This window comes from Nonomuraea helvata, from assembly GCF_039535785.1.
GTDB classification, from domain to species: domain Bacteria; phylum Actinomycetota; class Actinomycetes; order Streptosporangiales; family Streptosporangiaceae; genus Nonomuraea; species Nonomuraea helvata.
Genome location: NZ_BAAAXV010000005.1, coordinates 64146 through 90758, shown reverse-complemented (window position 1 = coordinate 90758; position 26613 = coordinate 64146). Strand labels below are relative to the sequence as shown.

Sequence of the window (26613 nt, the reverse complement as noted above, 5' to 3'; positions counted from 1 at the left end):
CATGGGAGAGTCCGGCAACGGCCCGGGGAAGCGTCAGAGCTGGGGTTGCTCGTCCTCCGCGACGGCCGGTGTCGCCGTGACCTCCGTGAGCAGGGACTCGGGGGTCGAGGCGAGAGCGCCGCCGACGGCGCCGATGGTGTGGGTGAGGCGGACGCCGGAGCCGTCCCGGCGCCCCACCTCCTCCGGAAGCGGCACGGGCTTGCCCACGGTGGAGACCGCCTTGGCCGGAGCCGGGCCGGCCCAGGCCAGCAGCAGTTCGTCCTCGCCCTTCAGGAAGCGCTGGGCGCGCACCCCGCCCGTCGCCCGGCCCTTGGCGGGGAACTCGGCGTAATCGGACACCTTGCCGCCCCCCACCTGCGTGCCGGGCAGCGCCGTGGAGGAGCCGGCGACCGTCACCACGTGCGCGGGACGTTCGGGATCCACCACCCCGAACCAGATCACCCGGGCGCCGTCGTCGAGCCGGATGCCCGCCATGCCGCCCGCCGGGCGGCCCTGCGGGCGCACCAGCGAGGCCGGGTAGCGCAGGAGCTGGGCGTCGGAGGAGATGAACACCAGGTCGTGGGACTCGGACACGAGCTCGACGGCGCCCACCACGCTGTCGCCGTCCTTCAACGTGATCACTTCGAAGTCGTCGCGGTTGGCCGGGTAGTCGGGCACCACCCGCTTGACCACGCCCTGAGCCGTGCCCAGGGCCAGACCGGGGCCGTCGGGGTCGAGTGAGCCCAGGCCGACCACCTTCTCGTCGGGCTGCAGCGAGACGTACTCGGCGACCGGGTGCCCGCCCGACAGGGACGGCGGGTTGGCCGTGGTGGGCAGCGTCGGCAGGTCCACGACCTGGACCCGGATCAACCGGCCCAGCGACGTCACCACGCCGACCTCACCGCGTACGGACGTCTTGACGACCGACACCAGCACGTCGTGTGCCGAGCGCTCGCCCTCTCCCGGCAGCGGCGAGGCGTCGGAGGTGCGGGCCAGCAGGCCGGTCGAGGAGAGCATCGCCAGGCACGGGTCGTCGGCCACCTGCAGATCCACGACCGGGGTGCGGGTGACGCCCGGCGCCTCCAGCAGCACGGTGCGGCGCGGCGTGCCGTACTTCTTGGCCACGTCGGCCAGCTCGCCCGAGACCACCTGGCGGAGCTTGGTCTCCGAGGAGAGGATCTCGTTGAGCCGCGCGATCTCCTCGCTCAGCGTCTGCTTCTCCCGGTCGAGCTCGAGCTTGTCGAACCTGGTGAGCCGCCGCAGCGGCGTGTCCAGGATGTAGGCGGCCTGGATCTCGGTCAGGTCGAACACGTCCATCAGCCGCGTGCGCGCCTGCGCCGAGTCGTCGGAGGCGCGGATGACCTGGATGACCTCGTCGATGTTGAGCAGGGCGATGATGAGGCCGTCGACCAGGTGGAGGCGCTCCTCGCGCTTGCGCCGCCGGAACTCCGACCTGCGCCGCACCACCTCGAGCCGGTGGTTGACATAGACCTGGAGCATCTCGCGGAGCCCGAGCGTGCGCGGCTCGCCCTCGACCAGGGCGACGTTGTTGATGCCGAACGTCTCCTCCATCGGCGTCAGCCGGTAGAGCTCCTCGAGGACCGCCTCAGGGATGAAGCCGTTCTTGATCTCGATGACCAGCCGCAGGCCCTTGTGGCGGTCGGTGAGGTCCTTGAGGTCGGCGATGCCCTGCAGCTTCTTGGACGTCACCAGCTCCTTGATCTTGGTGACGACACGCTCGGGGCCGACGTTGTAGGGGAGCTCGGTGACCACGATGCCCTTGCGGCGCGGCGTGATCTGCTCCACCGTGCACTTGGCCCGCATGCGGAAGGTGCCGCGCCCGTTCTCGTAAGCGTCGCGCACCCCCTGGAGCCCGATGATCGAGCCGCCCGTCGGCAGGTCCGGACCCGGCACGAACGTCATCAGCTCGTCCAGCGACGCGTCCGGCTTCTTGATCAGGTGGCGGGCGGCGGCCACGACCTCGACGAGGTTGTGCGGCGCCATGTTGGTGGCCATGCCGACCGCGATGCCGCTCGTGCCGTTGACCAGCAGGTTGGGGAAGGCCGACGGCATGACGACCGGCTCGGTCTCCTGCCCGTCGTAGTTGGGCTTGAAATCGACGGTGTCCTCGTCGAGCGACTCGACCATGAGCATCGCCGCCGGGGCCAGCCTGGCCTCGGTGTAACGCATGGCCGCGGGCATGTCGTCGGGGGAGCCGAAGTTGCCGTGGCCGTCGACGAGCGGCAGGCGCATGGAGAACGGCTGCGCCAGGCGCACGAGAGCGTCGTAGATGGCGCTGTCGCCGTGGGGATGCAGCTTGCCCATGACGTCGCCGACGACACGCGACGACTTGACGTGCCCGCGGTCGGGCCGCAGGCCCATCTCGCTCATCGAGTAGAGGATGCGCCGCTGCACGGGCTTGAGGCCGTCACGCGCGTCGGGCAGGGCGCGCTGGTAGATCACCGAGTACGCGTACTCGAGATAGCTGGTGCGCATCTCCGAGGTGACGTCGATGTCGACGATCCGCTCCTCGAAGTCCTCAGTAGGGGGTGCAGTCGTGCGTCGGGCCATCTTGTGCTGCGCGGCTACCTCGGCCGTCGCGCCGAGGGGAAGCGCATCCTCCTTCTGTCCTTGTGCTGTAACCGTATCCGTCAGCTCGCTGGAGAAGCGTCAGATCGGCGGGTGAGGCGGCGGGTTGCGGGGTGTTTGCCCCTGGAGATGATGGCACGAGCGACGTCCACTGTGACGTATCCATCGCGCCTCTCACGCGTAGGCGGGTGAAGCCGCCCACGTCACCGAAGCACCTCCTCGCCGAAGGCCGGGCATTGCGCCGAAGTCAAGATGATACTTGATCCGGGTCGCTTCTCGCATACCTGTTCGATGCGCGTCGCCGCAAGTCGTCTTGACCAAGCAATTGCTTGGTGTTACGTTCGCGGCAGGAGGATACGGCTGTCCCGGAGGCGTCATGATCGAGTTTCATCCCGTGACCAAGCACATCGGCGCCGAGGTCACCGGGGTCGATCTGCGCAAACCGCTGTCGCAGGAAGAGGTCGCGACCCTGCGCGCCGGCTGGCTCGAGCACCTCGTGCTGTTCTTCCGCGACCAGCACATCGACGACGAGCAGCACCTGCAGTTCGCCCTGAACTTCGGCACGCTCAACCACCCGGCCTTCAAGAAGGACTCCACCAGCCCCATCCACGTCCTCGACCAGACCTCTCCGAAAGGCGAGGGCGGGGACGAATGGCACAGCGACAACACCTTCGAACCCACTCCGCCGATGGGCTCCCTGCTCCGCTGCGTCCAGCTGCCCAGCGTGGGCGGGGACACGTGCTGGGCGAACACGTACCTGGCGTACGAGACGCTCTCGCCCTGGCTGCAGCGGCTGTGCGACGAGCTGACGGCCGTGCACGACATCACGATGTCGATGAGGAAGGCGATCGCGAAGGGGCACCCGTTCGACCTGGCCGAGATCCAGGCGCAGTGGCCGCCGGTGGAGCGCCCGGTGGTCCGCGTGCACGCGGAGACCGGCCGCAAGGCCCTGTTCGTCAACCGCGCCTCCACGACGCGCCTGGTCGGGCTGACGGACCGCGAGAACGAGGCGCTGCTGCCGCTCCTGATCGACCACATCCGCTCACCCGAGTACCAGCTACGCCTGCGCTGGCGGCCCGGCACCCTCGCCTTCTGGGACAACCGGCCGACGCAGCACTACGCCGTGGCCGACTACACGGAGCGCCGCCGCATGCACCGCGTCACGATCAACGCCTTCCCCGAGCACACCGACCCCGCCTGACCACGAGGACGGTCATAGGGGCCGCGGGAGCGTGGTAACAAGGGGGAATGATTGAAGCCCCCGATGTGGCGATGCTGCGGGAAGAGGCCGAGGAGCGGTTGCGGGCGCTGGCGGGCGAGCACGCCGTGCTCCGCGACGACCAGTGGGCCGCCATCGAGGCCCTGGTGGTGGACCGGCGGCGGGTGCTCGTCGTGCAGCGCACCGGCTGGGGCAAGTCGGCCGTCTACTTCGTGGCCACCGCGCTCCTGCGGGAGCTCGGCGAGGGCCCCACGGTCATCGTCTCGCCGCTGCTGGCGCTCATGCGCAACCAGATCGCCGCCGCCGAGCGGGCCGGCATCAGGGCCGTCACGATCAACTCCGCCAACCCCGAGGCGTGGGAGGAGATCTACGGCCAGGTCGCCGACGGCATGGTCGACGTGCTGCTGGTCAGCCCCGAGCGGCTCAACAACCCCGACTTCCGCGACAACGTCCTGCCCGAGCTGGCCGAGAGCGCCGGGCTCGTGGTGGTGGACGAGGCGCACTGCATCTCCGACTGGGGGCACGACTTCCGGCCGGACTACCGCCGGCTGGCCACGTTGTTCGAGGACCTGCCGCCGGGCATCCCCGTCCTGGCCACCACCGCCACCGCGAACGCCCGCGTCACCCGTGACGTGGCGGAGCAGATGCGCCTGCCCTACGACGACGGTGACGGCACGCTCGTGCTGCGCGGGCCGTTGGAGCGGGAGAGCCTGCACCTGAGCGTCGTCCGCCTGCCCACCGCCGAGCAGCGGCTGGCCTGGCTCGCGCAGACGCTGCGCGAGCTGCCCGGCTCCGGCATCGTCTACACGCTCACCGTCGCCGCCGCCCACGAGATCGCCGGATACCTGCGCGAGCAGGGGTTCGAGGTGGCCGCCTACTCCGGGCAGACCGACCCGGCCGAGCGCCTGGCGGCCGAGGAGGCGCTGCTGAACAACAAGCTCAAGGCGCTGGTGGCGACGAGCGCGCTGGGGATGGGCTTCGACAAGCCGGACCTGGGGTTCGTGGTGCACGTGGGGGCGCCGCAGTCGCCCGTCGCCTACTACCAGCAGGTCGGCCGGGCGGGGCGCGGCGTGGAGCGGGCCGAGGTGATCCTGCTGCCGGGGGTCGAGGACCGCGAGATCTGGGCGTATTTCGCCTCGCTGGCGTTCCCGCCCGAGCCCGTCGTGCTGACCACCCTCCGTACGCTCGAAGAGGGCGGAGTCATGTCCACACCGGCGCTCGAGACGGCCGTCGACCTGAGCCGGAGCCGGTTGGAGATGATGCTCAAGGTGCTCGACGTGGACGGCGCGGTCCGGCGGGTCAAGGGCGGCTGGCAGGCCACCGGCGAGCCGTGGACCTACGACGCCGAGCGTTACACCCGCATCGCCGCCGAGCGCCGCGCCGAGCAGGAGGCCATGCTCGCCTACCTGACGACGTCCGAGTGCAGGGAGCAGTTCCTGCGCCGGCACCTCGACGACGAGGCCGCCACGCCGTGCGGGCGCTGTGACAACTGCACCGGGCGGCACCGCTCGCCGGAGATCGGCACGCAGGCCGTCGAGAGCGCCCGCCAGCGGCTGAGCAGGCCGGGCGTCGAGATCGAAGCACGCAAGCAGTGGCCGACCGGGCTGGCCGACCTGTCCGGACGGATCAAGCCCGAGCTCGGCGCCGAGCCCGGCAGGGCGCTCGGCCGGCTGACCGACATCGGGTGGGGCAACCGGCTGCGGGAGCTGTTCAACGGCGACGACGGCCCCATGGCCGACGACATGTTCAAGGCCGTGGTGCAGGTGCTGTCCGCCTGGGAGTGGCGTGAGCGCCCCGTCGCCGTGGTGAACGTCCCGTCCGCGACCCGGCCCGCGCTCGTGCGCGCGTTCGCCGAACGGCTGGCGTCGGTGGGGCGGCTGACCTACCTGGGAGAGCTGGGCTATCGGGCGGGCTCGCCGGGGCAGCAGTTCAACAGCGCGAAGCGGGTGCAGGCGGTCCGGGCCACGCTCGCCATGCCCAAGGAGCTGAGCGCGTCGATCGCCGGCTGCGGCGGGCCGGTGCTGCTCGTGGACGACCGTGTTGACACGGGGTGGACGATGACGCTGGCGGCGGCCCTCATACGGCACGCGGGCGCCCCTGCGGTGCTCCCGCTCGCCCTGGCCACCACTACCTGACGCCCATGGTCAGCAGGTCGTAGTCGCCATAGACCGGGCTGACATGGACGTTCGTGGCGTTCTGGCCGCGCAGCAGCACAGGGCGCGTCCAGGCCAGCGGGACGAGCACGGCCTGCTCGGCGAGCTTCGACTCCACCTGGCTCCACAGAGCGGCGCGTCTGCCCGGGTCGAGTTCGGCCCTGGCCTGGTCCATGAGGGAGTCGATGGCGCTGACGCGGACGCTCACGTTGAACGAGTACTCCTTGGGGTTGATCTGCCTGCTGTCCGCGATCAGCGTGAGGAACGACTCGGGGTCCGGCCAGTCGGGTGCCCAGGACTTCGCGATCAGGCCGATCTTGTGCTGCTTGAGGTATTCGGGGCTGCCGCCGTACTTCCGGAAGAAGTCCGCGACGGTGACCTGCTTCAGCGTGACCTTGATGCCCACGCGGGCGAGGCTCTGCTGGACGGCCACGGCCGCGTTCCGCTCCGAGGCCACGTCCCGATAGACGTACGTGACGGCGAACCCGTCCGGATGCCCGCACGCGGCCAGCGACTCCCTGGCGGCCTGCCGGCCGCCCTCCGCCGTGAGGTCGGGATCGCGCTGACGCCGGCCGATGACCAAGGGCGGCAGGAGTGAGGTCGGCACCTCCGCCTGAACGGTGCCGTAGGCGAGGGCGAGGTTCTTGAGCTGCAGGGCCCGGACCACGGCCCGGCGGCACTCGACGTTGTCGAACGGCTGCACCTCAGGGTTGATCGCCAGCATCCGCACGACCGTGGTCACCGGCGCGTCCGCCCGCTTCTTGAGCGCCGGGTCGTTGAGCACCGCCGCCGCGCCTTCCTGCGGGACCGAGGGGCCGAACTCGGCGCGGCCTTCGCGCAGCCGGCGTTCCGCGTTCTCACCGTCGTACTCGATCGCGTACCTGTCGGGGAGCGGCCTGCGGTTGGGGTCCGTCGAGGCATCCCACTGGTCGTTGCGCGTGAGGACGACCCTGTTCTTGTCGGCCGACACGGTCTCGATCTTGTAGGGGCCCGAGGCCAGGACGGTGTCCTTGCCCTCCGGTACGGGGACGGTCTCCGGCATCTGCACGACCTCGTCGAACGTGGAGTACGGCCTCCTGAGACGGAAGATGATCGTGCGCTCGTCGGGGGTCTGGATGGCCGAGTCGGTGTTCATGCCCGGCGACTTGACGGGGCCCTGGTAGCCGGCGGGGAGGTCGAGCATGAGGTCGAAGTAGGTCGAGCCTCCCGGGCGGCTGGGGTCCATGCTGCGCAGGACCGCGTACTTGACGTCCTTGGCGGTGATGGGGGTGCCGTCCTGAAATTTCACGCCTTGTCGGAGTTTGTAGGTCCAGGTCTTCCCGTCGGCGCTCGGCACGCCCAGCGACTCGGCGAGATCCGGGACGATCTGCGTCCCGGCGGTCCCCGGCACGGGCTTGAACATCGTCAGCGCACGTCCGTAGAGGCGGACCAGGTTCAGCGACAGCGGTAGGTAGATGTCTCCTGGATCGGTGGTCTCCAGGGGTTGCGCCGAGACGACGCGCAGGGTGCCGCCGGTCTTCGCCGAGGGGCTCGCGACCGACTCCACCGCCGCTCCGAACCCGGACGCCGCCGAGGCCGAGGCGGTGGGGGAGAGGCCCGGCCGGGTGATGACGCCGGTCTGGGTCACGAGCCACACCGCGACCCCTGCCACCAGGGCGGTGGCCGCCGCGCCCGCAGTGATCATCGCCGCCCGCCGCCGTCTCCACTGAGGCTGGGTCGTGAACCCCTGCTGGGGCGGCGTGACGGGCCCGCCCACCGGATAGGGCAGCGGCCCGTACGCCGGCGGCCCGCCGGCCGGCGGCGTTCCGGCGTGCGGCGTTCCGCCCTGTGGCGTTCCTACCTGAGGGCCGCTCGTCGGCTGCGGGGTCGTGCCCGGCGAGCCGGTGGTGCCGGCGCGGATCAGGTCCCGCATCAGCTGCTCGGCCGTGGGCCGCTGCCGGGCGTCCTTGGCCAGCGACGCCCACAGCAGCGGCGCTATGTCCCCCGGCACGCCCGACAGATCGGGATCCAGGCTGAGGATGCGGTGCATCACCACGGGCAGCGGCCCGAACCCGAAAGCCCCCCGCCCCGTGGCCGCGAACACCATCGTCCCCGCCCAGGCGAACACGTCGCTCGCCGGGGACGCCTCCCCGAGGAACTGCTCGGGCGCCATGAACGCGGGCGTCCCCACGATCCCGGTCGTCATGCTCTGGCTGATGTCGAGCGCCCGCGCGATCCCGAAGTCGATCACCCGGGGCCCGTCGGGACCGAGCAGGACGTTGCTCGGCTTGAAGTCCCGGTGCACCACCCCGGACCCGTGAATGGCCACCAGCGCGGTGGCGGTCGTGATCGCCAGCCGCATCAGCGCCGGTCCCCGTACCGGTCCTTCCCTGGTGACCTGGTGCTGCAGGGACGGCCCGTCGACGTACTCGCCGACGATGTACGGCTGGTCGTTGACGGCTCCGACCTCGAGCACGCGGGCGGTGCAGAACTCCGCCACCCGCCGCGCCGCCTCGGCCTCGCGGCGGAAGCGGCGTACGGCCTGCTCGTCGTCGGCGAACCGGGCGTGCAGCAGCTTGATCGCGACCCGCTCGCCGGCAGGGGAGATGCCGAGGTAGACGCTGCCCTGACCGCCCTCGCCCAGAAAGCCGGTGACCTCGTACGAGCCGACCGAGGTGGGATCGCCCGGCCGTAACGGACGCACGCCCTGCATCCGGCTCCCTTATGTCGCGCTAAATCCCGACCTGCCCACCATAGCGATCGAGGAGCCGCTCACAAGGGGATCAACGCTCAAGCCTGAGCGCCCGGCGAGAGGGGCTGGTCAGAACGGCGGGCGGGCACCCAGGTGCATGATCGCCTTCGCCGCCAGCCGGCAGCCCGAGGCGAGCGCCTCCGCCGGAGGCTTGCCCGCCAGCCAGGCCGGCAGGAAGCCGGCAGAGAACGCGTCGCCGGCCCCGGTGCCGTCCACGATCTTGTCGACCGGCTCGGCGGCCACGCGGACCGGGTCGGGGCGGCCGTTGCTGTACCAGAGGGCGCCTTCGGCGTTCATCTTGATGACGACCTGCGGGAACCACGCGGTCAGCACCTTGGCGGCGGCCTCGGCGTCGTCGCGCCCGGTCAGCACCTTGGCCTGCTCGATGTTGGCGAACAGCAGCTTGACCCCGTTGGTCCACTCCAGGAACGGCTCCGCCCCCGTGCGGTCCAGAGGCGCGGACGAGGCGCAGTCGACCGAGATCGACATGCCGCCGCGCCTGGCCATGTCGAGCGCCGCGAGGCCCGCGTCGCGCGAGCCCTCGTTGATCAGCGTGTAGCCCGACAGGTGGAGGTGCGAGCCTCCGGTGAACAGGTCACGCGGCAGGTCCTCGGGGGACAGCGCCGCGTTGGCGCCCGGGTCGGAGAGCATGGTGCGCTCGCCCTTGTGCGTGACGAGCACCACGCAGGTGCCGGTGGGGCGCTCGGGATCCATGACGAGCCGGGCGTCCACGCCGTAGCCCATCAGCTCCATGTCACGGTTGCGCCCCGTGATGTCGGCGCCCCTGCGGCCGATGAAGGCCACCTCGGCGCCCTCGACGGCGAGCCACGAGGCGATGTTCGCCCCCGAGCCGCCGCCGTGCATGGTCACGATCGCCGGGGTGTCGCTCGCCCTGGCGAGCGCATAACGGGCGCGCGCGACCGCGTCGGTCATGAGATCGCCCACCACGACGACCCGCGTCATGATGTCACCACCTTGCTGCCTTCAGAACGAGCCTGGCCACGGCAAAAGTAACAGCTTCCGGGCTGCCCGTGGGGCGGTCCCAGGACACCGGGCCGCAGTCGATGCACAAGCGTTGCCCAACAGGGGCCCAACAGGGGCTGAGGTCTTGGCATGTGGGATGCGGGTTTACGCTCGTGGTTGTGGAGGCACACTATCCGGCCCACTGGGAGGCCGATGTCGTCCTGGCCGACGGTGGCACGGCACATGTCCGTCCGATCAGGCCCGCCGACGCGGACCGCCTCCGCTCTTTTTACTCGCGTCTGTCGGACGAGTCGATCTATTTCCGGTTCTTCGGGCCGAGGCCCCGGCTGTCCGACAGGGAAGTCGAGCGGTTCACGAATGTCGACTACGTCAACCGGGTCGCCCTGATCGCCACCATCGGCACCGAGATGGTGGCCGTCATCCGTTACGACCGCACCGGGCCGGGCGAGGCCGAGGTGGCCTTCCTCGTCGAGGACGCGCACCAGGGCAGGGGCGTGGCCTCCGTGCTCCTGGAGCACCTGGCGGCCACCGCCCGCGAGAACGGCATCGAACACTTCGTCGCCGACGTCCTGCCCGCCAACATGCGCATGACGGGCCTGCTGCGCCAGGCCGGTTACACGGCCCAGAGCCAGTTCGAGGACGGCGTCGTACGCATGACGCTCGACCTCACCCCCACCGAGACCTCCACGGAGGTCACGCTCGCGCGCGAGCACCGGGCCGAGTCCAGGTCCATCGCCAGGCTGCTCACCCCAGGCTCGGTCGCCGTCATCGGCGCCTCACGCGAGCCCGGCGGGGTCGGCCAGACCGTCCTCCGCAACCTGCTGGCCGCCGATTTCACCGGCCCCGTCTATCCGGTGCACCGGGAGGTGCGGGCCGTGGCGGGCGTGCGCGCCTATCCGAGCGTGGGGGCCATCGACGGCGACGTGGACCTGGCCGTGGTGGCCGTGCCCGCCTCGGGCGTGGTCGACGTGGTCAAGGAGTGCGCGGAGAAGGGCGTCCACGGGTTGGTGGTGGTCTCCTCGGGGTTCGGGGAGACGGGCCCGGAGGGCAGGGCCAGGCAGGACGAGCTGGCCCGCATCGCGCGTTCGTACGGCCTGCGCGTCGTGGGCCCCAACTGCCTGGGCATCGCCAACACCGACCCCGGCGTCAAGCTCAACGCCACCCTCGCCGCCACCCTGCCGTGCCGGGGCAAGGTGGGCTTCTTCAGCCAGTCGGGCGCGCTCGGCACCGCGCTGCTCCAGCGGGTGGCGCAGCGCGGCATGGGCATCTCGTCGTTCGTCTCCGCGGGCAACAGGGCCGACGTCTCCGGCAACGACCTGCTGCAGTACTGGGAGGAGGACGACTCGACCGAGGTGATCCTGCTCTACCTGGAGTCGCTCGGCAATCCGCGCAAGTTCACCCGGCTGGCCAGGCGCATCTCCCGGAGCAAGCCGGTCGTGGTGGTCAAGAGCGGCGGCACGCCCGCCGGCCACTCGGCTGAGGAGCTGGGCCTGCCGGACTCGGCGATCAGCTCGCTGTTCGAGCAGGCGGGGCTGATCAGGGTCGACGACCTCATCCAGCTCTTCGACGTCGGCCAGTTGCTGGCCTACCAGCCGCTGCCGGCCGGTCCCAGGGTCGCGCTCGTGACCAACTCCGACGCGCTCGGCCTGCTCGCCGCCGACTCCTGCGTGGCCGCCGGGCTGGAGCCGCGCCCGCCGGTCAACCTCGGTCCCGCCGCCGGAGCCTCGGAGTTCGGTACGGCGCTCGCCGGCGAACTGGCCTCCCCCGACGTGGACGCCGCCGTCGTGATCTACATGCCGCCCATCCCGGGTGACACGGACGAGGTGGCGGCCGAGCTGCTACGGGTCTCCAAGGACGCCGCCAAGCCGGTGCTCGCGACGTTCCAGGGCCATCTGGGCATGCACCCGTCGCTGCGCGTCGAGACCAGCGCTCCGGGGTGCGAGGTGACGCCGTCGCGCGGCTCGATCCCGTCGTACGCGGCGCCTGAGGAGGCGGTCAGGGCGCTGGCCCACGTGGTCCGCTACGCGAGGTGGCGCGCCCATCCGGCGGTGCCGCCACCGGAGCTCGACGGCATCGACACGGTCCGCGCCAAGCAGCTGGTCCGCACGGTCCTGCCCACCGGCACGGTCCTGCCCACCGCCGCGCCCGCTTCGGCTCCCGCTCCGGGCGCCCAGTCCCCATCCACCCCGGGCGGTCCCGTGGAGTGGGCATCGGAAGTGGCGCGTGAGACGACGACGGCGGGCTCGCCCGACGTGCCCTCTGGTCCCGGCGCGCCGACGGCGGCCGACGCGCCCTCCGGCCGGTTGCCGGGCGCGTTCACCGAGCGGGGCACTCCGAGCGCTCCTGGGCCGCGGGACGCGGTCAACGAGTCGCCGTCCGGCGTGTTCGCGCAGCCGGGGCCGCCGGTCGAGGTCGACGCCACCGAACTGCTCTCCTGCTACGGCCTGACCGTCTGGCCGGCCGAGGTGGTGCGCTCGCCGGACGAGGCGGTGGAGGCGGCCGAGCGGCTCGGGTGGCCCGTGGTGCTCAAGGTGTCCGACCCCGGCGCCTCGCGCCGCGCGGGCACCGTACGGCTCGGGCTGACCGGCCCCGAGATGGTGCGTCACGCCTTCGCCGGGTTCGCCGGTCAGCTGGGCGAGGGGGTGGAGCTGGCGGTCCAGCGGATGGCGCCGCAGCCCGCCGTGCCGACCGTCGTGGGCGCCGTCGAGGACCCCGCGTTCGGCCCCGTCGTGTCGTTCGGGCTCGGCGAGGTGACCGCGCGCCTCCTGCTCGACCAGGGGTACCGGCTGGCGCCCCTGACCCGTGAGGACGCCGCCGCCCTCGTGCGCTCCGTGCGGGCGGCCCCGCTGCTCTTCGGCCAGTACGGCTACCCGCCCGTGGCCGTGGAGGCCCTGGAAGACCTCCTCGTACGCGTCGGCCGCCTGGCCGGCGACCTGCCGGAGGTGGCCAGGCTGGACCTGGACCAGGTGCTCGTCGGCGAGTCGAACGTCATCATCCTCGGCGCCCGCGCCACCCTGCGCACTCCGGCCGGTCCGCGCCTCGACGGCGGTCCTCGGAGACTCTCCTGATCCGCTCTCAGCGAATGACGGCGAGTGGCGGCGAATGGCGGCGAATGAGGTGAACCCAAGTGCCACCTGATGCCTGGATAAAAGACGTTATAGAGCGTTATATCCGGCGGGTGAGTGTACTGCCCGTCCCTGGCAGGATGGACCCATGAGGGAAACCCGAGTCTCCGCCGCGGGCCTGCGCGAAGCGATCGAGCGCAGCGGCTACTATCCCGACCTCGTCACCGACGCGGTCGAATCCGCGCTGGGCAAGGAGGCGGTGACCGCCTTCGTGGTCCATCACGAGGCCACGTTCGATCCCGCGATGGAGGTGCGCCGGCACGTCACCGTCCTGGTGCTGTCGGCGACGCGGCTGCTGGTCTGCCACACCGACGAGCACCCCGCGGTGGAGGGCGTCTCGACATCCCACGCTTCCACGACCACGGAGGCCGTACGGCTGAGCCGCATCCAGTCGGTCGCCGTCACCCGCGTCGTGCCCGACCCAGCCTCCTACGTCCCGGGCGTCCCTCCGACGGAGGCGACGCTCACGATCGGCTGGGGCGCCATCTCGCACGTGGACCTGGAGCCGGCGACGTGCGGCGACGAAAACTGCGAGGCCGACCACGGCTACACGGGCGCGATCACGGCCGACGACCTGTCGCTCAGGGTCAGCGAGGCGGCCGACGGCCCGGAGGCCGTCACCCACGTCCTCGCCTTCGCCAAGGCACTGTCCGAGGCCACCGCCCGCGCCGCCTCCTGACCCCCGCCCATATCAGCGTCAGGATCGCGCCGGGCTCGCCTGGGCCCTGGACCGGTTCGGTGGCGGGGGCGTGTCGCGTGCGGTCGTCGGTCAGGGCGCCGCGTGGGGGGCTCGGCCGCGCCCACGCCGGTCGGGCCGGCGCTGGACCTGACGGACCTGGCGGAGCGATCCGCGCGAAAAGGGAGAAATCCGCGAAGGCATAGGATGATGGGCATGCTGGTGCCGGGGTACGGCGGCGGGTCGCTGGCAGATCTGCCTGGTGCGTTGCTGACGGCGCTGGGCGTCCACGAGCCCGGCACCTCTGGTGCGTCGAGCGCTCCCGAGACGACAGCCGCAGGGCCTGGCGCCGCGCGCACCCCATCGCACGACCCCCCGCTCGTCCTGGAGCCCGCCGAGCGCGTCTGCCTCTTCCTGGTGGACGGTCTGGGGGCCGAGCTGCTGCGGTCGCACGCCGAGGCCGCCCCGTTCCTGTCCTCGATGGTGAGCAGAACGCTCACCGCCGGGTTCCCCGCCACCACCGTCACCAGCCTCTGCTCCCTGGGCACCGGCCTGACGCCGGGCGAGCACGGCATGCTCGGGCTGACGCTGGCCGTGCCCGGCACCGGCCACCTGTTCAACTGCCTGCGGTGGAGCCTGCCCGGCGGCCTGACCATGGATCCGGACCAGTGGCAGCCCGCCCCGACCGTCTACCAGCGCGCCGTACGGGCCGGGATCGACTCCGTCTACGTCGGTCCCGCCGAGTTCGAGGGCACCGGGCTGACCAGGGCCGTCTATCGAGGCGTGCGCTACGTGGCCGCCGACGCCGTGGGCGACCGCGTGGCGCGGGTGCACGAGGCGATGCGGGCGGGTTCGGCGCACGTCACCGTCTACTACGGCGACCTGGACGCCGCCGGCCACATGACGGGATGGGGGAGCGAGGAGTGGCTCCGGCAGCTGGCCGTCGTCGACGACATGGCGCGCCGGCTCGCCGAGGGACTGACTCCCGGCTCCGCGCTCTACGTCACCGCCGACCACGGCATGGTCAACGCCACCGAGAAGATCGACGCCGAAAAGGTTCCCGAGCTGGCGGAGGGTGTGGCACTGCTCGGTGGCGAGGCCAGGGCCAGGCACGTCTACGCCGAGCGGGGCGCGGGGAAGGACGTGCTGGAGGCGTGGCGCGACACCCTTCGAGGCAAGGCCTGGGTAGTGTCCAGGCAGGAGGCGGTCGAGTCGGGCTGGTTCGGGCCACGGGTGCGGGACGCGTGGCTGGAACGCATCGGCGACGTCGTGGCCGTGCCCCACACCGACCTGGCCATCACCGCCCCCACCCGCAACCCGATCGAGGCGCTCTTCATCGGATACCACGGTTCGATGACGGCGGCCGAGCAGCATGTCCCGCTCCTGGAGGTACGCACTTGACCAGCCCGCTGATCACACCTGCCGCGCTCGACGCGCTCGACGACGTGACGGTGCTCGACGTCCGCTGGCGGCTGGGCGGGCCGCCCGGCGTGGAGTTCTATCACGAGGGGCACATTCCCGGAGCCGTCTACTGCGACCTGGACAGAGACCTCGCGGCGCCTCCCGGCGCGGGCGGCCGGCATCCGCTGCCCGAGGCGGGCGCGTTCCAGAGCGCGATGCGGCGGCTCGGCGTGTCGAACGGGCGGCCGGTGGTGGTCTACGACGACACCGCCTCCACGGTCGCGGCCAGGGCATGGTGGGCGCTGCGCTACTTCGGCCACCAGGACGTCCGCGTGCTCGACGGCGGACTGCCCGCGTGGACCGAGGCCGGGCTGCCCACGACCAAGGACGTGCCGGCGTCCGGCCTGACCGAGGGAGACTTCACCGCGAGGCCGGGCGGAATGCCGGCGTTGACCGCTGACGAGGCGGCGGCGCTGGCCACCGAGGGGGTGTTGCTCGACGCACGGGCCGCCGAACGCTACCGGGGCGAGGTGGAGCCGGTCGATCCGGTGGCCGGGCACGTCCCAGGGGCGGTCAGCGCGCCCACGACCGAGAACGTCGGACCCGACGGCCGCTTCCTCGCCCCAGCCGCGCTCCGTGACCGCTTCACCGGGCTGGGGGTCGGCGAGGGCGTTCCGGCAGGGGCGTACTGCGGCTCCGGCGTGACGGCCGCGCACGAGGTGCTGGCGCTGGAGGTGGCGGGCCTGCCCGCCGCGCTCTATGTGGGCTCCTGGTCCAACTGGGTCGCCGACCCCACGCGACCGGTCGCCACCGGCTGACTCCGTCGTCCTGCCGACCGGCCGCCCGGCTGCTCCGGCCGCCCGCCTGATCCGGACGGCCGACCGCTCCGGACGGCCGGTGTCTGCTGCGGGCGCTCCGCGTCAGTACATCCGCGTCAGTACAATGGGCGGCTCCCTGCGCCGAAGCAGGCGAAGCCGGTTTCGCCCGTCTTGGCCGCGGCGGACGCCAGCGCCGCGTCCGGCGGCAGACCGGTCGCCACAAGCTCGTGGAACATGCTCATCAGCGCCCGAGCCGCTTCATCGCGCACCGGCACCAGCCCGGCCACCACGCACGACGACCCCTTGGCCAGGAACGCCCCCGGCAGGCCCAGCGGCGCCCCCTCGACCGGCGCGCGCGACATCCCGGAATTGCAGGCCGACAGCACCACCAGGCCCGGCGACCGCGGGATGTCCAGCAGGTCGTACGCCATGAGGGACCCGTCCTCCATGGTGATCCCGGACACCAGCGGACTACGTGCGTGAAAGACCCCGTGCGCGGCCAGATGCAGCACATCGGCCGCCTCCAGGGCCTCCAGCACCGCCTTGGTGCGCCCCGGAACCTCGCGACCGTCCGGATGGCAGGCCAGGACGTTCGCCACCTCGGCGTGCGCGTGCGCCAGAGCGGGGCCGGCCGCCGCCACCACGACCGGCGGCCCGCCCCGGCCGGAGAGAGCGACCTCCCTGGCGTGCACCCAGGCGGCGGCGCTGGCGGTCACGGTCACCGGGCGTTCGCGCAGGCACGGCAGCGCACCCCACGGCAGCGTGTGCAGGGCGCCCACCGGCACCATCACCAACGGCCCGTCGCCCAGCTCGGCCAGCAGCGGGCGCAGCAGCAGCCGCTCGACCTCCAGGCCCGCCGCCTCGACGTTCCCCACGTCGCAGACCTCGGGATCACGCCGTGGCGCGGCGGACCGCCGGCGTAGCGCGTACCGCAGGCGGACGATCGCCTCCTTGACCGCCCGCACCTCGCCCACCCGCCGCAGCGCCAACCGCTCCCCGGTGATCACCACGGCCAGCAGCGCGTCCTCGTCCGCCACGAACTCCACCAGCGCCCCGGACCCCAGCCCGGCCCGTACCCGATCGGGAGTCGCCGGCGAGCACGCGTGCGAGGGCGCCGCCACCGCCCGCCACCGCTCCGCGAACTCGAACACCTCCCGCGCGCATCCGCCACGCACCGCCAGCCCCAGCCCGAACGCCGCCAGCCGCTCACCGGCCCTGGCCGCGTGGGCGCGCAGCGAGGGGTCGTCGAACGTCTCCACCCGCTCGCTCACCTCCGACAGCCCGGTACGGACCGCCCGGAACGCCCCCGTGGCGTCCTCCTGCAGCGAGGCCTCCAGCGCGAGCGCGTGCTGGCGTACGGGCACCGGGATGTCGGGCGTCCGCGCGGGCTCCGCGGCCAGGGAGGTCAGCCGGGTGCCGACCGGGGCCCACGGCTCCTCGCGTTCGGCGTGCTCGGTGAGCCGGGCGAGCTGCGCCGAGGCCGTCGGGTGGTCGTCGAGGGCCAGCGCCGCCTCGGCCGCCACCAGTCGCAGCGCGGCCGCTCCCTCGAGATGGGCGGCGTCGTCCTCCAGCTCGTCCGCGCACGCGACCAGCTCGGCGACCAGGGCGGGAGTGACGGGTTCGAGCGCCAGCCGGGCACGCAGGACGACCTCGTTCGCCAGCGGCAGCCACGAGGTCCGGTCCTGGGCGGCCAGTTCGGCGGCCGCCTGCTCGGCCACCTGCCGTGCCCGGTGCGGGTCGCCGGTGAGCAGCTCCACCTGGGCCAGCTTCAGCCGCGCCTCGGCCAGCGCCACGTGCGCGCCCGACGCCTCGAGATCGGGTACGGCCAGGCTCAGCATGGCCCTGGCCTCGCCGGGCAGATGGGCGGCCAGCAGGGCGCCGGCGAAGTCGGCCCGCATCGTGGCCAGCCGCTCGGGGAAGCCGAACAGGGTGTCCTCGGCCTCGCGGTAGTGCTTGAACGCCCCCGCGATGTCGCCACGCCGTACGGCGAGGAAGGGCAGGTTCGCGGCGGACAGGCGGGCCAGGTGCCGCAGCCCCGAGCGCTGGGAGATCTCCAGGCAGGCGGTGAGGTCGCGCATGGCGGCGTCCCAGTGGCCGCGGTAGGAGTGGACCAGGCCGCGGTTGAGCAGCCCGCCCGCCAGGAACCTGCGGTCGTCGATGGTGCCGGGAGCGGTCACGAGCACCCGCAGCGCGCGGTCGCAGGCGGCGATGGCCTCCTGGTGGCGGCCGAGGCGGGCCAGGGCCACCGCGCGCTGCGTGTCGAGCTTGGCGCGGTCGAGCGGCGAGAGGTGCGACCAGGCCAGTGCGGCCACGTGGAGGGCCTGGCGCGGGTGGCCGCGTTCGGTGCGCACGGAGACGAGGGAGAGGCGGGCCTGGGCGACCCTCTCCGGTGGGGCGTCCTCGGTGGCGATGGCCTCGCGGAGGTGGTGCTCGGCGCTGCGGAGATCGCCCAGCTCGCGGGCGGCCAGCGCGATGGCTCTGAGCGCGACGGCCTCGGCCTCGGGATGGCGGGCGCGGCGGGCGGCGGCCAGGACGAAGCGGCCTGCCTGGAGTGCGTGGTCGGGATCGACCAGGGAGCGCATGACGGCGGCCTCGGCCGCCACGACGAGCGGGTCGCGGTCGCCGGGTGGGTCTGGTGTCGCGCTCATGTCGGGGCCTTGGAACGAAACGGCCGAGAGAGGGATCGCGGCTCTCTCGGCTGGTCGGTGGGTCGTCAGGTCGGGGGGTCAGGGACGGATGCGTACCCATCTGGTCTGGACGGGTTTCTGGCCGACCCGGTGGCACACGAGGCTGAGCCAGCCCGGTGGCAGGCCGGTGACGGCGAACTCGCCGGTGGGCGTGATCCGCCGGGACAGTGTCAGATGAGGGGTTTTCACATCGATGAGGGCGCCCTCTCCGGGGTTGGGGGAGATGTGTCCGGCGACATCGATGAGGCCGTCGCCGATCGTCACCTCCAGATCGAAGGTGAGATCCGCCGTGACGAAGCGCACCAGGTGGGAGCCCTCGCCATCGCGTACGCCGCCGGCTGCGGCGCACTCGCCGGGCGCGGCCGTGACCGCTCCCGGGACCCGAAGCCCGTAGGCGTCACGTGCGGCGGCGGACACGTGACCGGGGATCGGGTCGTTCCCGGAGGCCAACCGGAGGGCCGCCAGGAAGTATTCATCGTTGATCATTGCGCTGTCTCCTGTAGTGAGAGCAGAGTGCGCAGTTTTTCCAGACAGCGGGCCTTGGTCGGCCCGATGCTGCCCACGGGGAGTCCGAGCCGAGCCGCGATCTGCTGGTTGCCGACGTCGATGGCGACCAGCTGGAGGAGTGACCGGCAGGGTTCGGGCAGGGTGGAGACCGTCTTCCAGAGCAGGCGTCTGCCGTCGGCCTCCAGGACGGCGGACTCCGGGTCAGGGTCTTCGACGACCTCGAAGGAGGAGATGCGCGGGCTCTCCTTCCGCAGCAGCAGGAGGGCTTCGCGGCGCACGGTCGTCATGAGCCAGCCCCCCACTCCCGCGGGATCCCTGATGCTCTGGAAGTGCTGCAGCAGGCGCAGCCAGGAGCCCTGGACCGCGTCCGCCGCGTCGGAGGGGCTCAGACCGCACGCGCGGGCCACAGCCCACATCCGCGGCCCGAACCTGGACTCCAGCTCGTCCCAAGCCGAGCGGTCTCCCTCAGCGGCCGCGACAAGCAGCTCCGCTGGATCCCGCATGCGGCCTCCTTCCGCCCGACACGGACAGGCGATCATGCCTCCCCGTGATTGTCTGAGGACTGAGCGTAAACTCTACAGACTCGCCGGGATGAGAACCCCCAGATCGGGAATTTGCCGGGCGTCCTCCGAGTCGAAGAGCCGCCTGGCCACTTCCTTGGCCGGCTCGCTCTTGGCCGCGTCCGCGAGGGCCCCCGCCACCAGGGCGGTGGCGAAGGACGTGCCGCTCCATGTCGCGTATCCCGCGAAGTCGCCCCCGTCCAGGAAACTGCTGGTCAGCCAGTCGCCGCGGGCGCAGGCGTCCACCCAGGTGCCGTAGCCGGAGTAGGGTGCCCGGCGCTCCTCGGACGCGTCCACGGCGGCCACGCCCACCACGTTGGGCATCGCCGCGGGCCAGAACGGCCGGTCGGACCCGGTGTTGCCCGCGCAGGCCACGGTCACCGTGTCCTGCAGCGCGGCGATGGCGTCGCCCAGGAGCTGAGGCGGCCGGTCGTCGAAAGTGTGGCCACCGAAGGAGAGGTTGAGCACGTGCGGCGGGCGCTCCCGCATGCGGAAGAGGGCGCGCGCGACGGTCGCCTCGTCGCTGACGCCGTCGCCGTCGAGCACCCGGTGCACGCGCAGCGCCGCGCCCGGTGCCTGGCGGGCCAGCAGGCCGGCGATGAACGTGCCGTGTCCGGCCTGCGAGCCCTCGGTCGCGTCGCCGTCCTCCGGGGCGGTCTGGCCGTACCAGTCGGTGCCGGCCCACCACGGATGCTTGGCCACGCCGGTGTCGAGCAGCCCCACGACCACGTCCGAGTGGGACCGGCCCGGTTTGTGGGGGATGGGTGGGACGGGGAAAGGTCTGGACGCGGGACCGCCGAAGAACAGGGGCTGGCCGCGGAACACGTGGTTCGGCGACGCCCTGAGGCCCTGTTCGCGTAGTTCGGCTGTGATCTCGCAGGGGTCGGCGCCGGGCGACAGGTGGATCACGCAGACGCCGTCCGCCTCCGACACCGCCTGGGTCCACCGCCTGGCGGCGGACAGCGCGGTGCGGTCAGTCAGCAGCTGACCAGGCCGGATGAACGCCGCGCCGACAGATTGCATTTCCATGAGGCGGTATGTTTCCCCGCTCGTCCAACTGTCACATGCCACTCCCGCACCAAGTTGGTATGGCCCCCCTCTGGTGCCGGATAGCGACCGACGGTAGTCTCTCCCTAGTCACTTGTGATCATCCCGTGGCGAGGCCGTTGGGGAAGGCGCACCTCGTACCGAAACGGGAGGTCCGGTGTCTGCTCGTGGCGTCCTTTACGTCCACTCGGCTCAGCCCGCGCTGTGCCCACACATCGAATGGGCAGTCGCGGGTGTCCTTGGCGTGCCCGTAGACCTGACGTGGACGCCGCAACCCGCCGCGCCCAATGTCGTACGCGCGCAGGCGGAATGGGAAGGCAGACCGGGCATCGCCGCGGCCATCGCCTCCTCGCTGATGGGCTGGCAGCGCCTCCGGTTCGAGATCACCGAGGACGCCTCGCCGGGTGTGGACGGGTCCCGCCACGCCTACACGCCGACCCTCGGCGCCTTCACGGCGGTCATCGGCGTCGCGGGCGACATCATGATCCCCGAGGACCGGCTCAGGGCCGCGATGATGATGGCGGCTCAGGGGAGGTGTGTGCTGGAGGACGAGCTGGACAAGATGCTCGGACGGCCCTGGGACGAGGAGTTGGAGCCCTTCCGGTACGCGGGCGACGGCGCACCGGTCCGCTGGCTCCACGCCGCCGTCTGACCTCCGCCACGGCCTCCCGTAAGCCGCAGAGGCCCCGCACCGACGCCGGTGCGGGGCCTCTTGGGAAGTCGGCCCAGGTCCGCTTGTGATGCGGCGCCGCCTCCGCCGGCGTGAATGCGGGTCCCGTAGGGGTGGGATCGGCGGGACACTCGACGGCCCGAACGCCGCCCGCTCCGCGCCTCCGGCCGCCTGCTCCGCGTCTCGCGCCGCGCGCACGCCGCCGCGCCTTCGGCCGCGTGCTCCGCGTCCCGTGCTCGGCGTCCCGTGCTCCGCGTCTCGCGCTGCACGCCCTGCGTCCCGCTCGCGTCCCCTTGCGCCTCAGCCCCGCGCCCCGGCGAGGGGATGCGGGTGGCCCAGGGAGGTGGACGCGCCAGAAGGGCGCATGCAAAAGGACCCCGCCGAGGTCGGCGAGGTCCTTCGGAAGAGCCCTGGGGAGGGTTATAGGGGGATGTTGCCGTGGGCGCCGCGGGCAGGCGTCGCCTGGGCGAGGATCTTGGCGATGGCGCCGCGCGTCTCCTCGGGCTTGATCACCTCGTCGATGACCCCCAGCTCCTGCGCCCGTACGAGCCCACCGGCCAGCTTCTCGTGCTCGGCGGCCAGCTTCTGCTCCAGCTCCGCCCGCTCCTCCTCCGGCGCCGCGGCCAGCTCGCGCCGCTTGAGGATGCGTACGGCCGCCACCGCCCCCATGACCGCCACCTCGGTGGTCGGCCAGGCGAACACCTTGGTGGCGCCGAGCGCGCGGGAGTTCATCGCGATGTACGCCCCGCCGTACGCCTTCCGCGTCACCAGCGTGACCCGGGGCACCGAGGCCTCGGCGAAGGCGTGCAGCAGCTTGGCGCCCCGCCGGACGACCCCGTCGTGCTCCTGTCCGACCCCGGGCAGGTAACCGGGCACGTCCACGAGGACAACCAGCGGCACTCCGAACGCGTCACACATACGAACGAATCGGGCGGCCTTCTCGGCGGACGTGGCGTCGAGGCAGCCGCCGAGCCGCATCGGGTTGTTGGCGATCACACCGACCGTCCGGCCACCGAGGCGGCCGAGCGACGTGACGATGTTGGGCGCCCACTTGGGGTGCAGCTCGATGCCGGGCTCGTCGAGCAGGCCGTTGACCAGCGGCTTGACGTCGTATGCGCGCCTCGCCGACTCGGGCAGCAGTGTGGAGAAGTCCACTTCCTCGATTTCTCCGGTGCGCACCCGGCCCTGGTGGCCGAGGAGCGTGGCGAGCTGGCGCGCCTTGACGTACGCGTCGGTCTCGGACTTGGTGACGACGTGCACGACGCCGCTGCGCTTGCTGTGGGGCTCGGGGCCGCCCAGGGCCGCGGCGTCGACGCTCTCGCCGGTGACGCTGCGGACCACGTCGGGGCCGGTGACGAAGATGCGGCCGGAGTCGGCCAGGATGACCAGGTCGGTCAGCGCGGGGCCGTAGGCGGCGCCGCCGGCGGCCGGGCCGACGACCACGGAGATCTGCGGCACCACACCGGACGCCTTGGTCATGGCGGCGAAGACCGTGCCGACGGCGTGCAGCGACTCGACGCCTTCGGCGAGTCGCGCACCGCCGGAGTGCCAGATCCCGATGATCGGCACCCGTTCACGGACGGCCACGTCGTAGGCGTGCACGATGTGCTCGCAGCCCTCGCTGCCCATCGCGCCGCCCTGGAAGCGGGCGTCACTGCAGAAGGCGACGACGGGAACACCCTCGACGCGGCCCATGGCGGTCAGCACACCGCTCTTGTCCTGGGGAGTGATCAGCCGCAGCGAGCCCTCGTCGAGCAGCGCGTTCAGCCGGACGACTGGATCACGGGGATCGGCGGGCTCCTGTTCGGAACCGTCTGCCGCCATCCGGTTGTCCAGCACGGTCATGTCAGGCCCCCTTAAACACGACGGCCACGTTGTGGCCGCCGAATCCGAACGAGTTGTTGACCGCGGCGATGTCGCCTTCGGGCAGCGTCCGGTTCGCCCCGTGAACGATGTCCACCTCGATGCCGTCGTCGAGGTTGTCGAGGTTGATGGTGGCGGGGACGATCCGCTCCTGCAGCGCCTTGATCGTGAAGACGGATTCGATGCCGCCGGCCCCGCCGAGCAGGTGCCCGGTCATGGACTTGGTGGAGGTCACCAGCGGGTGGCTGCCGATGGCCTTGGCCACCGCCTGCACCTCGCCGACGTCCCCCGCGGGGGTCGAGGTGGCGTGCGCGTTGACGTGCTTGACGTCGAGACCGGTGATGTCCGCGTCGTTCAGCGCCTGCGTCATCGCCATGATGATGCCGCGGCCCTCGGGCTCGGGCTGGGTGATGTGGTGGGCGTCGGCGGAGTAGCCGACGCCGGCGCAGTAGGCGTAGATCCGCGCGCCGCGCGCCTTGGCGTGCTCCTCGGACTCCAGCACCACGATGCCGGCGCCCTCGCCGAGCACGAACCCGTCACGGTCGCGGTCCCACGGCCGGGAGGCGCCCTGCGGGTCGTCGTTGCGCTGGGACATGGCCCGCGCGGCGGCGAAGGCGGCCATGTTGAGCCCGTGGATGGCGGCCTCGGTGCCGCCGGCGACCACGATGTCGGCGCGGCCGGCCCTGATCATGTCCATCGCGTGGCCGATGGCCTCGGCTCCGGACGCGCACGCCGAGACAGTGGCGTGCACGCCTGCCTGGGCGCCCAGGTCGAGGCCGATCCAGGCGGCGGGACCGTTGGGCATGAGCATCGGCACCGTGAACGGCGAGAGCCGGTTCCAGCCCTTCTCGCGCCAGGTGTCGTACGCGGTCAGCGTGGTGCTGATGCCGCCGATGCCGCTGGAGACCACGACGCCGAGCCGCTCCGGCGCCACCTCGGGAGCGCCGGCGTCCTGCCAGGCCTCCCTGGCGGCGACCAGCGCGAACTGCTCGCTGCGGTCGAGGCGGCGGGACTCGGGCCGGGGCAGCACCTCGGTGGGATCGACCGCGGCCGTCCCCGCGAACTTCACGGGGACGTGGTCGATCCAGTCCGTGGTGAGGGTCTCGACGCCCGACTGACCGGCGAGGAGCGCCGTCCAGGTCGAGGTGACGTCTCCACCGACGGGCGTCGTCGCGCCAAGGCCGGTGACGACGACACGTGCCCGGTTCGCACTCACTTTTTCGCGCTCCTTGCTAGTCAGAATGAGGTGGGTATCGGACAAGAAACCTGCTCATCGGCCTGCCGCCCAACTGCCGTTCACGGTCGAGGCCGTAGCGGCAGTCCATTTAGCAGGTTTCTCATCCGTCAGCCCTGGATGAAGTTGAGGACGTCCTTGACCGTCTTCAGGTTCTTGAGCTGGTCGTCGGGGATCTCGACGCCGAACTCGTCCTGGGCGGCCACGGCGATCTCGACCATGGACAGGGAGTCGATGTCGAGGTCGTCCACGAAGCTCTTCTCGGGGGTCACGTCAGAGGCCGGGATGCCGGTGATCTCGTTGATGATCTTGCCGAGGCCCGCGAGGATCTCCTGCTCGGTGGCAGCCATGTCGATGGTTCTCCTTTGGTTTCTGGGTTCTGTACGGCTGTGCCGTACAAGCTCTTGATGGGTGGGGGGAGGCTAAGGGATCTCGATCACTTGGCCCGCGTAGGTGAGGCCCGCGCCGAAGCCGAGCAGCAGCGCGAGGTCGCCGGAGCGGACCTCGCCGCGCTCGATCATGCGCGAGAGCGCCAGCGGGATCGAGGCGGCCGAGGTGTTGCCCGCGTCGACGATGTCGCGGGCGATCACGGCCTTGTCGGCGCCCAGCTTGCGGGCGATGGCCTCGATGATACGGAGGTTGGCCTGGTGCGGCACGAACGCGCTCAGCTCCGCCGGGTCCACGCCCGCCCGCTCGCAGGCTTCGAGCGCCACCGGGTGGAGCGCGGTGGTCGCCCAGCGGAAGACGGTCTGGCCCTCCTGGTGGAGGAAGTGCTCGCGGTCCTTGATGCTGATGGCCTCGGACCTGTCGCCGGAGCTGCCCCACACCACGGGGCCGATGCCCGGGGTCTCCGAGGGAGCCACCACCGCGGCGCCCGCGCCGTCGGCGAAGATCACGGCGGTGGACCGGTCGGTCCAGTCGACCCACTGCGACAGCTTCTCCGCGCCGATGACCAGCACGTTCCTGGCCGCGCCGCCACGTACGGCGGCGCTCGCGGTGGCGAGGGCGTAGCAGAACCCCGCGCAGGCGGCGTTCACGTCGAACGCGCCGGGCGCCTTGATGCCGAGACGGTGGGCCACGACGGCGGAGGCGTTGGGGATCTGGGTCTCGAGCGTGCAGGTGGCCACGATGACCAGGTCGACGTCCTCCGGCGACAGGCCGCTCGCGGCCAGCGCCTTGCCGCCGGCGATGGTGGCCATGTCCTCGACGGACTCGCCGTGGGACGCGATCCGGCGCTCCTTGATGCCGACCCGGGACTGGATCCACTCGTCGTTGGTGTCCATGGTCTTGGCCAGGTCGTCGTTGGTGACGACGTTTGCCGGCTGGTAGTGGCCGAAGGCGAGAATCCTGCCGCCCGGGGCGATGTCGGGGACCTTCACTTGATCAGCTCCCTGGCCGCTTCGATGTCGTCGGGGGTCTTCAGCGCCACAGTCTGAACGCCGGACAGGCCGCGCCTGGCCAGGCCGGTGAGCGTGCCGCCGGGCAGCAGCTCGATCATCTTCGTGACGCCGAGCGCGCCCATGGTCTGCATGCAGGCGTCCCACCGGACGGGGCTGCTGATCTGCTTGACCAGCCGCTCCACGAACTCGGCGCCGCCGGAGACCGCCTGGCCGTCCGAGTTGGACAGCAGCGTGATGGCGGGGTCGGCGGGGACGACGTTGGCTGCGGCCTCGCGCAGGCTCTCCACCGCGGAGGCCATGTGGCGGGTGTGGAAGGCGCCGGCCACCTTCAGCGGGATGAGGCGGGCGCGGGCCGGCGGGTCGTCCTTGAGCGCGGCGAGCTGCTCCAGCGTGCCGCCCGCCACGATCTGGCCGGCGCCGTTGATGTTGGCGGGGGTCAGGTCGTGCTTCTCGATGGCGGCCAGGACCTCGTCCTCGGCGCCGCCGAGCACGGCGGTCATGCCGGTCTCGGTGACGGCGGCGGCCTTGGCCATGGCCTTGGCGCGCTCACGGACCAGCGTGAGCGCCTGCTCCTGGGTGAGCACCCCGGCCAGCGCGGCGGCGGCGAACTCGCCCACACTGTGGCCGGCGACCACGTCGGGGGCCGCGCCGAGCACCTCGGCCGAAGCCAGTGCGGCGGCCACGAGCAGGGGCTGCGCGACCGCGGTGTCGCGGATCTCGTCGGCGTCGGCAGTCGTGCCGTAGGCGATCAGATCGAGCCCGACGACCTCCGACCAGGCGCCGATTCTGTCGGCCACGCCGGGCAGCTCGAGCCAGGGGGCCAGGAAGCCTGGCGTTTGGGCACCTTGGCCCGGAGCGACGAGTACAAGCACAAACCCCACCTTGCCCTGTAGAACTCCGACACGCGGATAATGATCCGCACGAACTTCCTCCGGGGGGTTTTGTAGGAAGCCTACAGTGGGGGTTTCGC

General features: G+C 71.9%; 19 protein-coding genes. 7 read left to right on the top strand and 12 right to left on the bottom strand.

The genetic code is table 11. The features are described 5' to 3' along the window. Positions 1 to 33: 33 nt before the first annotated feature. A complete protein-coding gene (locus ABD830_RS19760) occupies positions 34 to 2550 on the bottom strand; it encodes a DNA gyrase/topoisomerase IV subunit A (RefSeq protein ID WP_344989128.1) in 2517 nt (838 codons plus the stop codon). A 394-nt stretch (positions 2551 to 2944) separates the two neighbouring features. Here ABD830_RS19760 and ABD830_RS19755 point away from each other — a divergent pair, with 394 nt between their 5' ends. Together ABD830_RS19755 and ABD830_RS19750 are read left to right on the top strand one after the other, a co-directional pair. After that, on the top strand, positions 2945 to 3769 hold the full coding sequence (locus tag ABD830_RS19755) for a TauD/TfdA dioxygenase family protein (protein ID WP_344989125.1): 825 nt from the start codon (positions 2945 to 2947) through the stop codon (positions 3767 to 3769). A 47-nt stretch (positions 3770 to 3816) separates the two neighbouring features. Further along, the gene (locus tag ABD830_RS19750) at positions 3817 to 5922 is read left to right on the top strand and encodes a RecQ family ATP-dependent DNA helicase (protein ID WP_344989122.1); all 2106 of its coding nucleotides are present in this window, start codon (positions 3817 to 3819) and stop codon (positions 5920 to 5922) included. Here ABD830_RS19750 and ABD830_RS19745 read toward each other — a convergent pair. Together ABD830_RS19745 and ABD830_RS19740 are read right to left on the bottom strand one after the other, a co-directional pair. Continuing rightward, positions 5915 to 8632, bottom strand: a complete 2718-nt coding sequence (locus ABD830_RS19745) for an ABC transporter substrate-binding protein (RefSeq protein ID WP_344989120.1) — start codon at positions 8630 to 8632, stop codon at positions 5915 to 5917. The two genes, ABD830_RS19750 and ABD830_RS19745, sit on opposite strands and share 8 nt — an antisense overlap. Positions 8633 to 8740: 108 nt before the next feature. Then, positions 8741 to 9634 carry a carbohydrate kinase family protein gene (locus ABD830_RS19740; RefSeq protein WP_344989117.1) on the bottom strand — a complete coding sequence of 298 codons (894 nt, stop codon included), beginning with the start codon at positions 9632 to 9634 and terminating at the stop codon, positions 8741 to 8743. Positions 9635 to 9813: 179 nt separating this feature from the next. On the opposite strand from ABD830_RS19740, the gene ABD830_RS19735 reads away from it, so the two are divergent. The 4 genes from ABD830_RS19735 (at position 9814) to ABD830_RS19720 (ending at position 15675) form a co-directional block, all read left to right on the top strand. Next, a complete protein-coding gene (locus ABD830_RS19735) occupies positions 9814 to 12723 on the top strand; it encodes a bifunctional acetate--CoA ligase family protein/GNAT family N-acetyltransferase (RefSeq protein WP_344989114.1) in 2910 nt (969 codons plus the stop codon). A gap of 145 nt (positions 12724 to 12868) precedes the next feature. Next, complete coding sequence (locus tag ABD830_RS19730; protein ID WP_344989111.1) at positions 12869 to 13459, top strand: DUF5998 family protein; 591 nt, start codon at positions 12869 to 12871, stop codon at positions 13457 to 13459. A 213-nt stretch (positions 13460 to 13672) separates the two neighbouring features. Then, entirely contained in the window at positions 13673 to 14857 is a 1185-nt protein-coding gene (locus ABD830_RS19725; RefSeq protein ID WP_344989108.1) for an alkaline phosphatase family protein, read from the top strand. Then, positions 14854 to 15675, top strand: coding sequence for a sulfurtransferase (locus tag ABD830_RS19720; protein ID WP_344989105.1), 822 nt, complete (start codon positions 14854 to 14856; stop codon positions 15673 to 15675). Before ABD830_RS19725 ends, ABD830_RS19720 begins: the two co-directional genes overlap by 4 nt. 116 nt (positions 15676 to 15791) lie before the next feature. On the opposite strand, the gene ABD830_RS19715 is transcribed toward ABD830_RS19720, so the two are convergent. The 4 genes from ABD830_RS19715 to ABD830_RS19700 all read right to left on the bottom strand — a co-directional run bounded on the left by ABD830_RS19715 (position 15792) and on the right by ABD830_RS19700 (position 20458). Further along, the gene (locus ABD830_RS19715; protein WP_344989102.1) at positions 15792 to 18323 is read right to left on the bottom strand and encodes a CHAT domain-containing protein; all 2532 of its coding nucleotides are present in this window, start codon (positions 18321 to 18323) and stop codon (positions 15792 to 15794) included. A 78-nt stretch (positions 18324 to 18401) separates the two neighbouring features. Next, positions 18402 to 18848, bottom strand: a complete 447-nt coding sequence (locus ABD830_RS19710) for a hypothetical protein (RefSeq protein ID WP_344989100.1) — start codon at positions 18846 to 18848, stop codon at positions 18402 to 18404. Then, entirely contained in the window at positions 18845 to 19372 is a 528-nt protein-coding gene (locus ABD830_RS19705) for an RNA polymerase sigma factor (RefSeq protein WP_344989098.1), read from the bottom strand. The genes ABD830_RS19710 and ABD830_RS19705 overlap by 4 nt, the downstream gene beginning before the upstream one ends. Before the next feature lie 72 nt (positions 19373 to 19444). Beyond that, positions 19445 to 20458, bottom strand: coding sequence for a S8 family peptidase (locus ABD830_RS19700; RefSeq protein WP_344989096.1), 1014 nt, complete (start codon positions 20456 to 20458; stop codon positions 19445 to 19447). 175 nt (positions 20459 to 20633) lie between these two features. Between ABD830_RS19700 and ABD830_RS19695 the strand changes: the two genes are divergently transcribed. Beyond that, entirely contained in the window at positions 20634 to 21128 is a 495-nt protein-coding gene (locus tag ABD830_RS19695; RefSeq protein ID WP_344989094.1) for a DUF3145 domain-containing protein, read from the top strand. A gap of 438 nt (positions 21129 to 21566) precedes the next feature. Here the strand turns inward: ABD830_RS19695 and ABD830_RS19690 are convergent, their stop codons facing one another. From ABD830_RS19690 to ABD830_RS19670, 5 genes are all read right to left on the bottom strand, one after another. Continuing rightward, entirely contained in the window at positions 21567 to 22991 is a 1425-nt protein-coding gene (locus ABD830_RS19690; protein WP_344989092.1) for a carboxyl transferase domain-containing protein, read from the bottom strand. A 1-nt stretch (position 22992) separates the two neighbouring features. Beyond that, the gene (fabF, locus tag ABD830_RS19685; protein WP_344989090.1) at positions 22993 to 24225 is read right to left on the bottom strand and encodes a beta-ketoacyl-ACP synthase II; all 1233 of its coding nucleotides are present in this window, start codon (positions 24223 to 24225) and stop codon (positions 22993 to 22995) included. A gap of 128 nt (positions 24226 to 24353) precedes the next feature. Then, positions 24354 to 24593 (bottom strand): acyl carrier protein, encoded by a 240-nt coding sequence (locus tag ABD830_RS19680; RefSeq protein WP_344989088.1) that lies wholly within the window; start codon positions 24591 to 24593, stop codon positions 24354 to 24356. Between the two features lie 72 nt (positions 24594 to 24665). Then, a complete protein-coding gene (locus ABD830_RS19675; RefSeq protein ID WP_344989086.1) occupies positions 24666 to 25622 on the bottom strand; it encodes a beta-ketoacyl-ACP synthase III in 957 nt (318 codons plus the stop codon). Next, positions 25619 to 26515 (bottom strand): ACP S-malonyltransferase, encoded by an 897-nt coding sequence (locus ABD830_RS19670; protein WP_344989084.1) that lies wholly within the window; start codon positions 26513 to 26515, stop codon positions 25619 to 25621. Before ABD830_RS19670 ends, ABD830_RS19675 begins: the two co-directional genes overlap by 4 nt. Between the last annotated feature and the right edge of the window lie 98 nt (positions 26516 to 26613).

Excerpts from the sequence above, each read along its gene's own strand:
- ABD830_RS19760 (WP_344989128.1), bottom strand. The coding sequence starts at position 2,550 with ATGGCCCGACGCACGACTGCACCCCCTACTGAGGACTTCGAGGAGCGG.
- ABD830_RS19680 (WP_344989088.1), bottom strand. The coding sequence starts at position 24,593 with ATGGCTGCCACCGAGCAGGAGATCCTCGCGGGCCTCGGCAAGATCATC.
- ABD830_RS19730 (WP_344989111.1), top strand. The coding sequence starts at position 12,869 with ATGAGGGAAACCCGAGTCTCCGCCGCGGGCCTGCGCGAAGCGATCGAG.
- ABD830_RS19740 (WP_344989117.1), bottom strand. The coding sequence starts at position 9,634 with ATGACGCGGGTCGTCGTGGTGGGCGATCTCATGACCGACGCGGTCGCG.
- ABD830_RS19725 (WP_344989108.1), top strand. The coding sequence starts at position 13,673 with ATGCTGGTGCCGGGGTACGGCGGCGGGTCGCTGGCAGATCTGCCTGGT.
- ABD830_RS19710 (WP_344989100.1), bottom strand. The coding sequence starts at position 18,848 with ATGATCAACGATGAATACTTCCTGGCGGCCCTCCGGTTGGCCTCCGGG.
- ABD830_RS19690 (WP_344989092.1), bottom strand. The coding sequence starts at position 22,991 with ATGACCGTGCTGGACAACCGGATGGCGGCAGACGGTTCCGAACAGGAG.
- ABD830_RS19745 (WP_344989120.1), bottom strand. The coding sequence starts at position 8,632 with ATGCAGGGCGTGCGTCCGTTACGGCCGGGCGATCCCACCTCGGTCGGC.
- ABD830_RS19755 (WP_344989125.1), top strand. The coding sequence starts at position 2,945 with ATGATCGAGTTTCATCCCGTGACCAAGCACATCGGCGCCGAGGTCACC.
- ABD830_RS19705 (WP_344989098.1), bottom strand. The coding sequence starts at position 19,372 with ATGCGGGATCCAGCGGAGCTGCTTGTCGCGGCCGCTGAGGGAGACCGC.
- ABD830_RS19715 (WP_344989102.1), bottom strand. The coding sequence starts at position 18,323 with ATGAGCGCGACACCAGACCCACCCGGCGACCGCGACCCGCTCGTCGTG.
- ABD830_RS19700 (WP_344989096.1), bottom strand. The coding sequence starts at position 20,458 with ATGGAAATGCAATCTGTCGGCGCGGCGTTCATCCGGCCTGGTCAGCTG.
- ABD830_RS19750 (WP_344989122.1), top strand. The coding sequence starts at position 3,817 with ATGATTGAAGCCCCCGATGTGGCGATGCTGCGGGAAGAGGCCGAGGAG.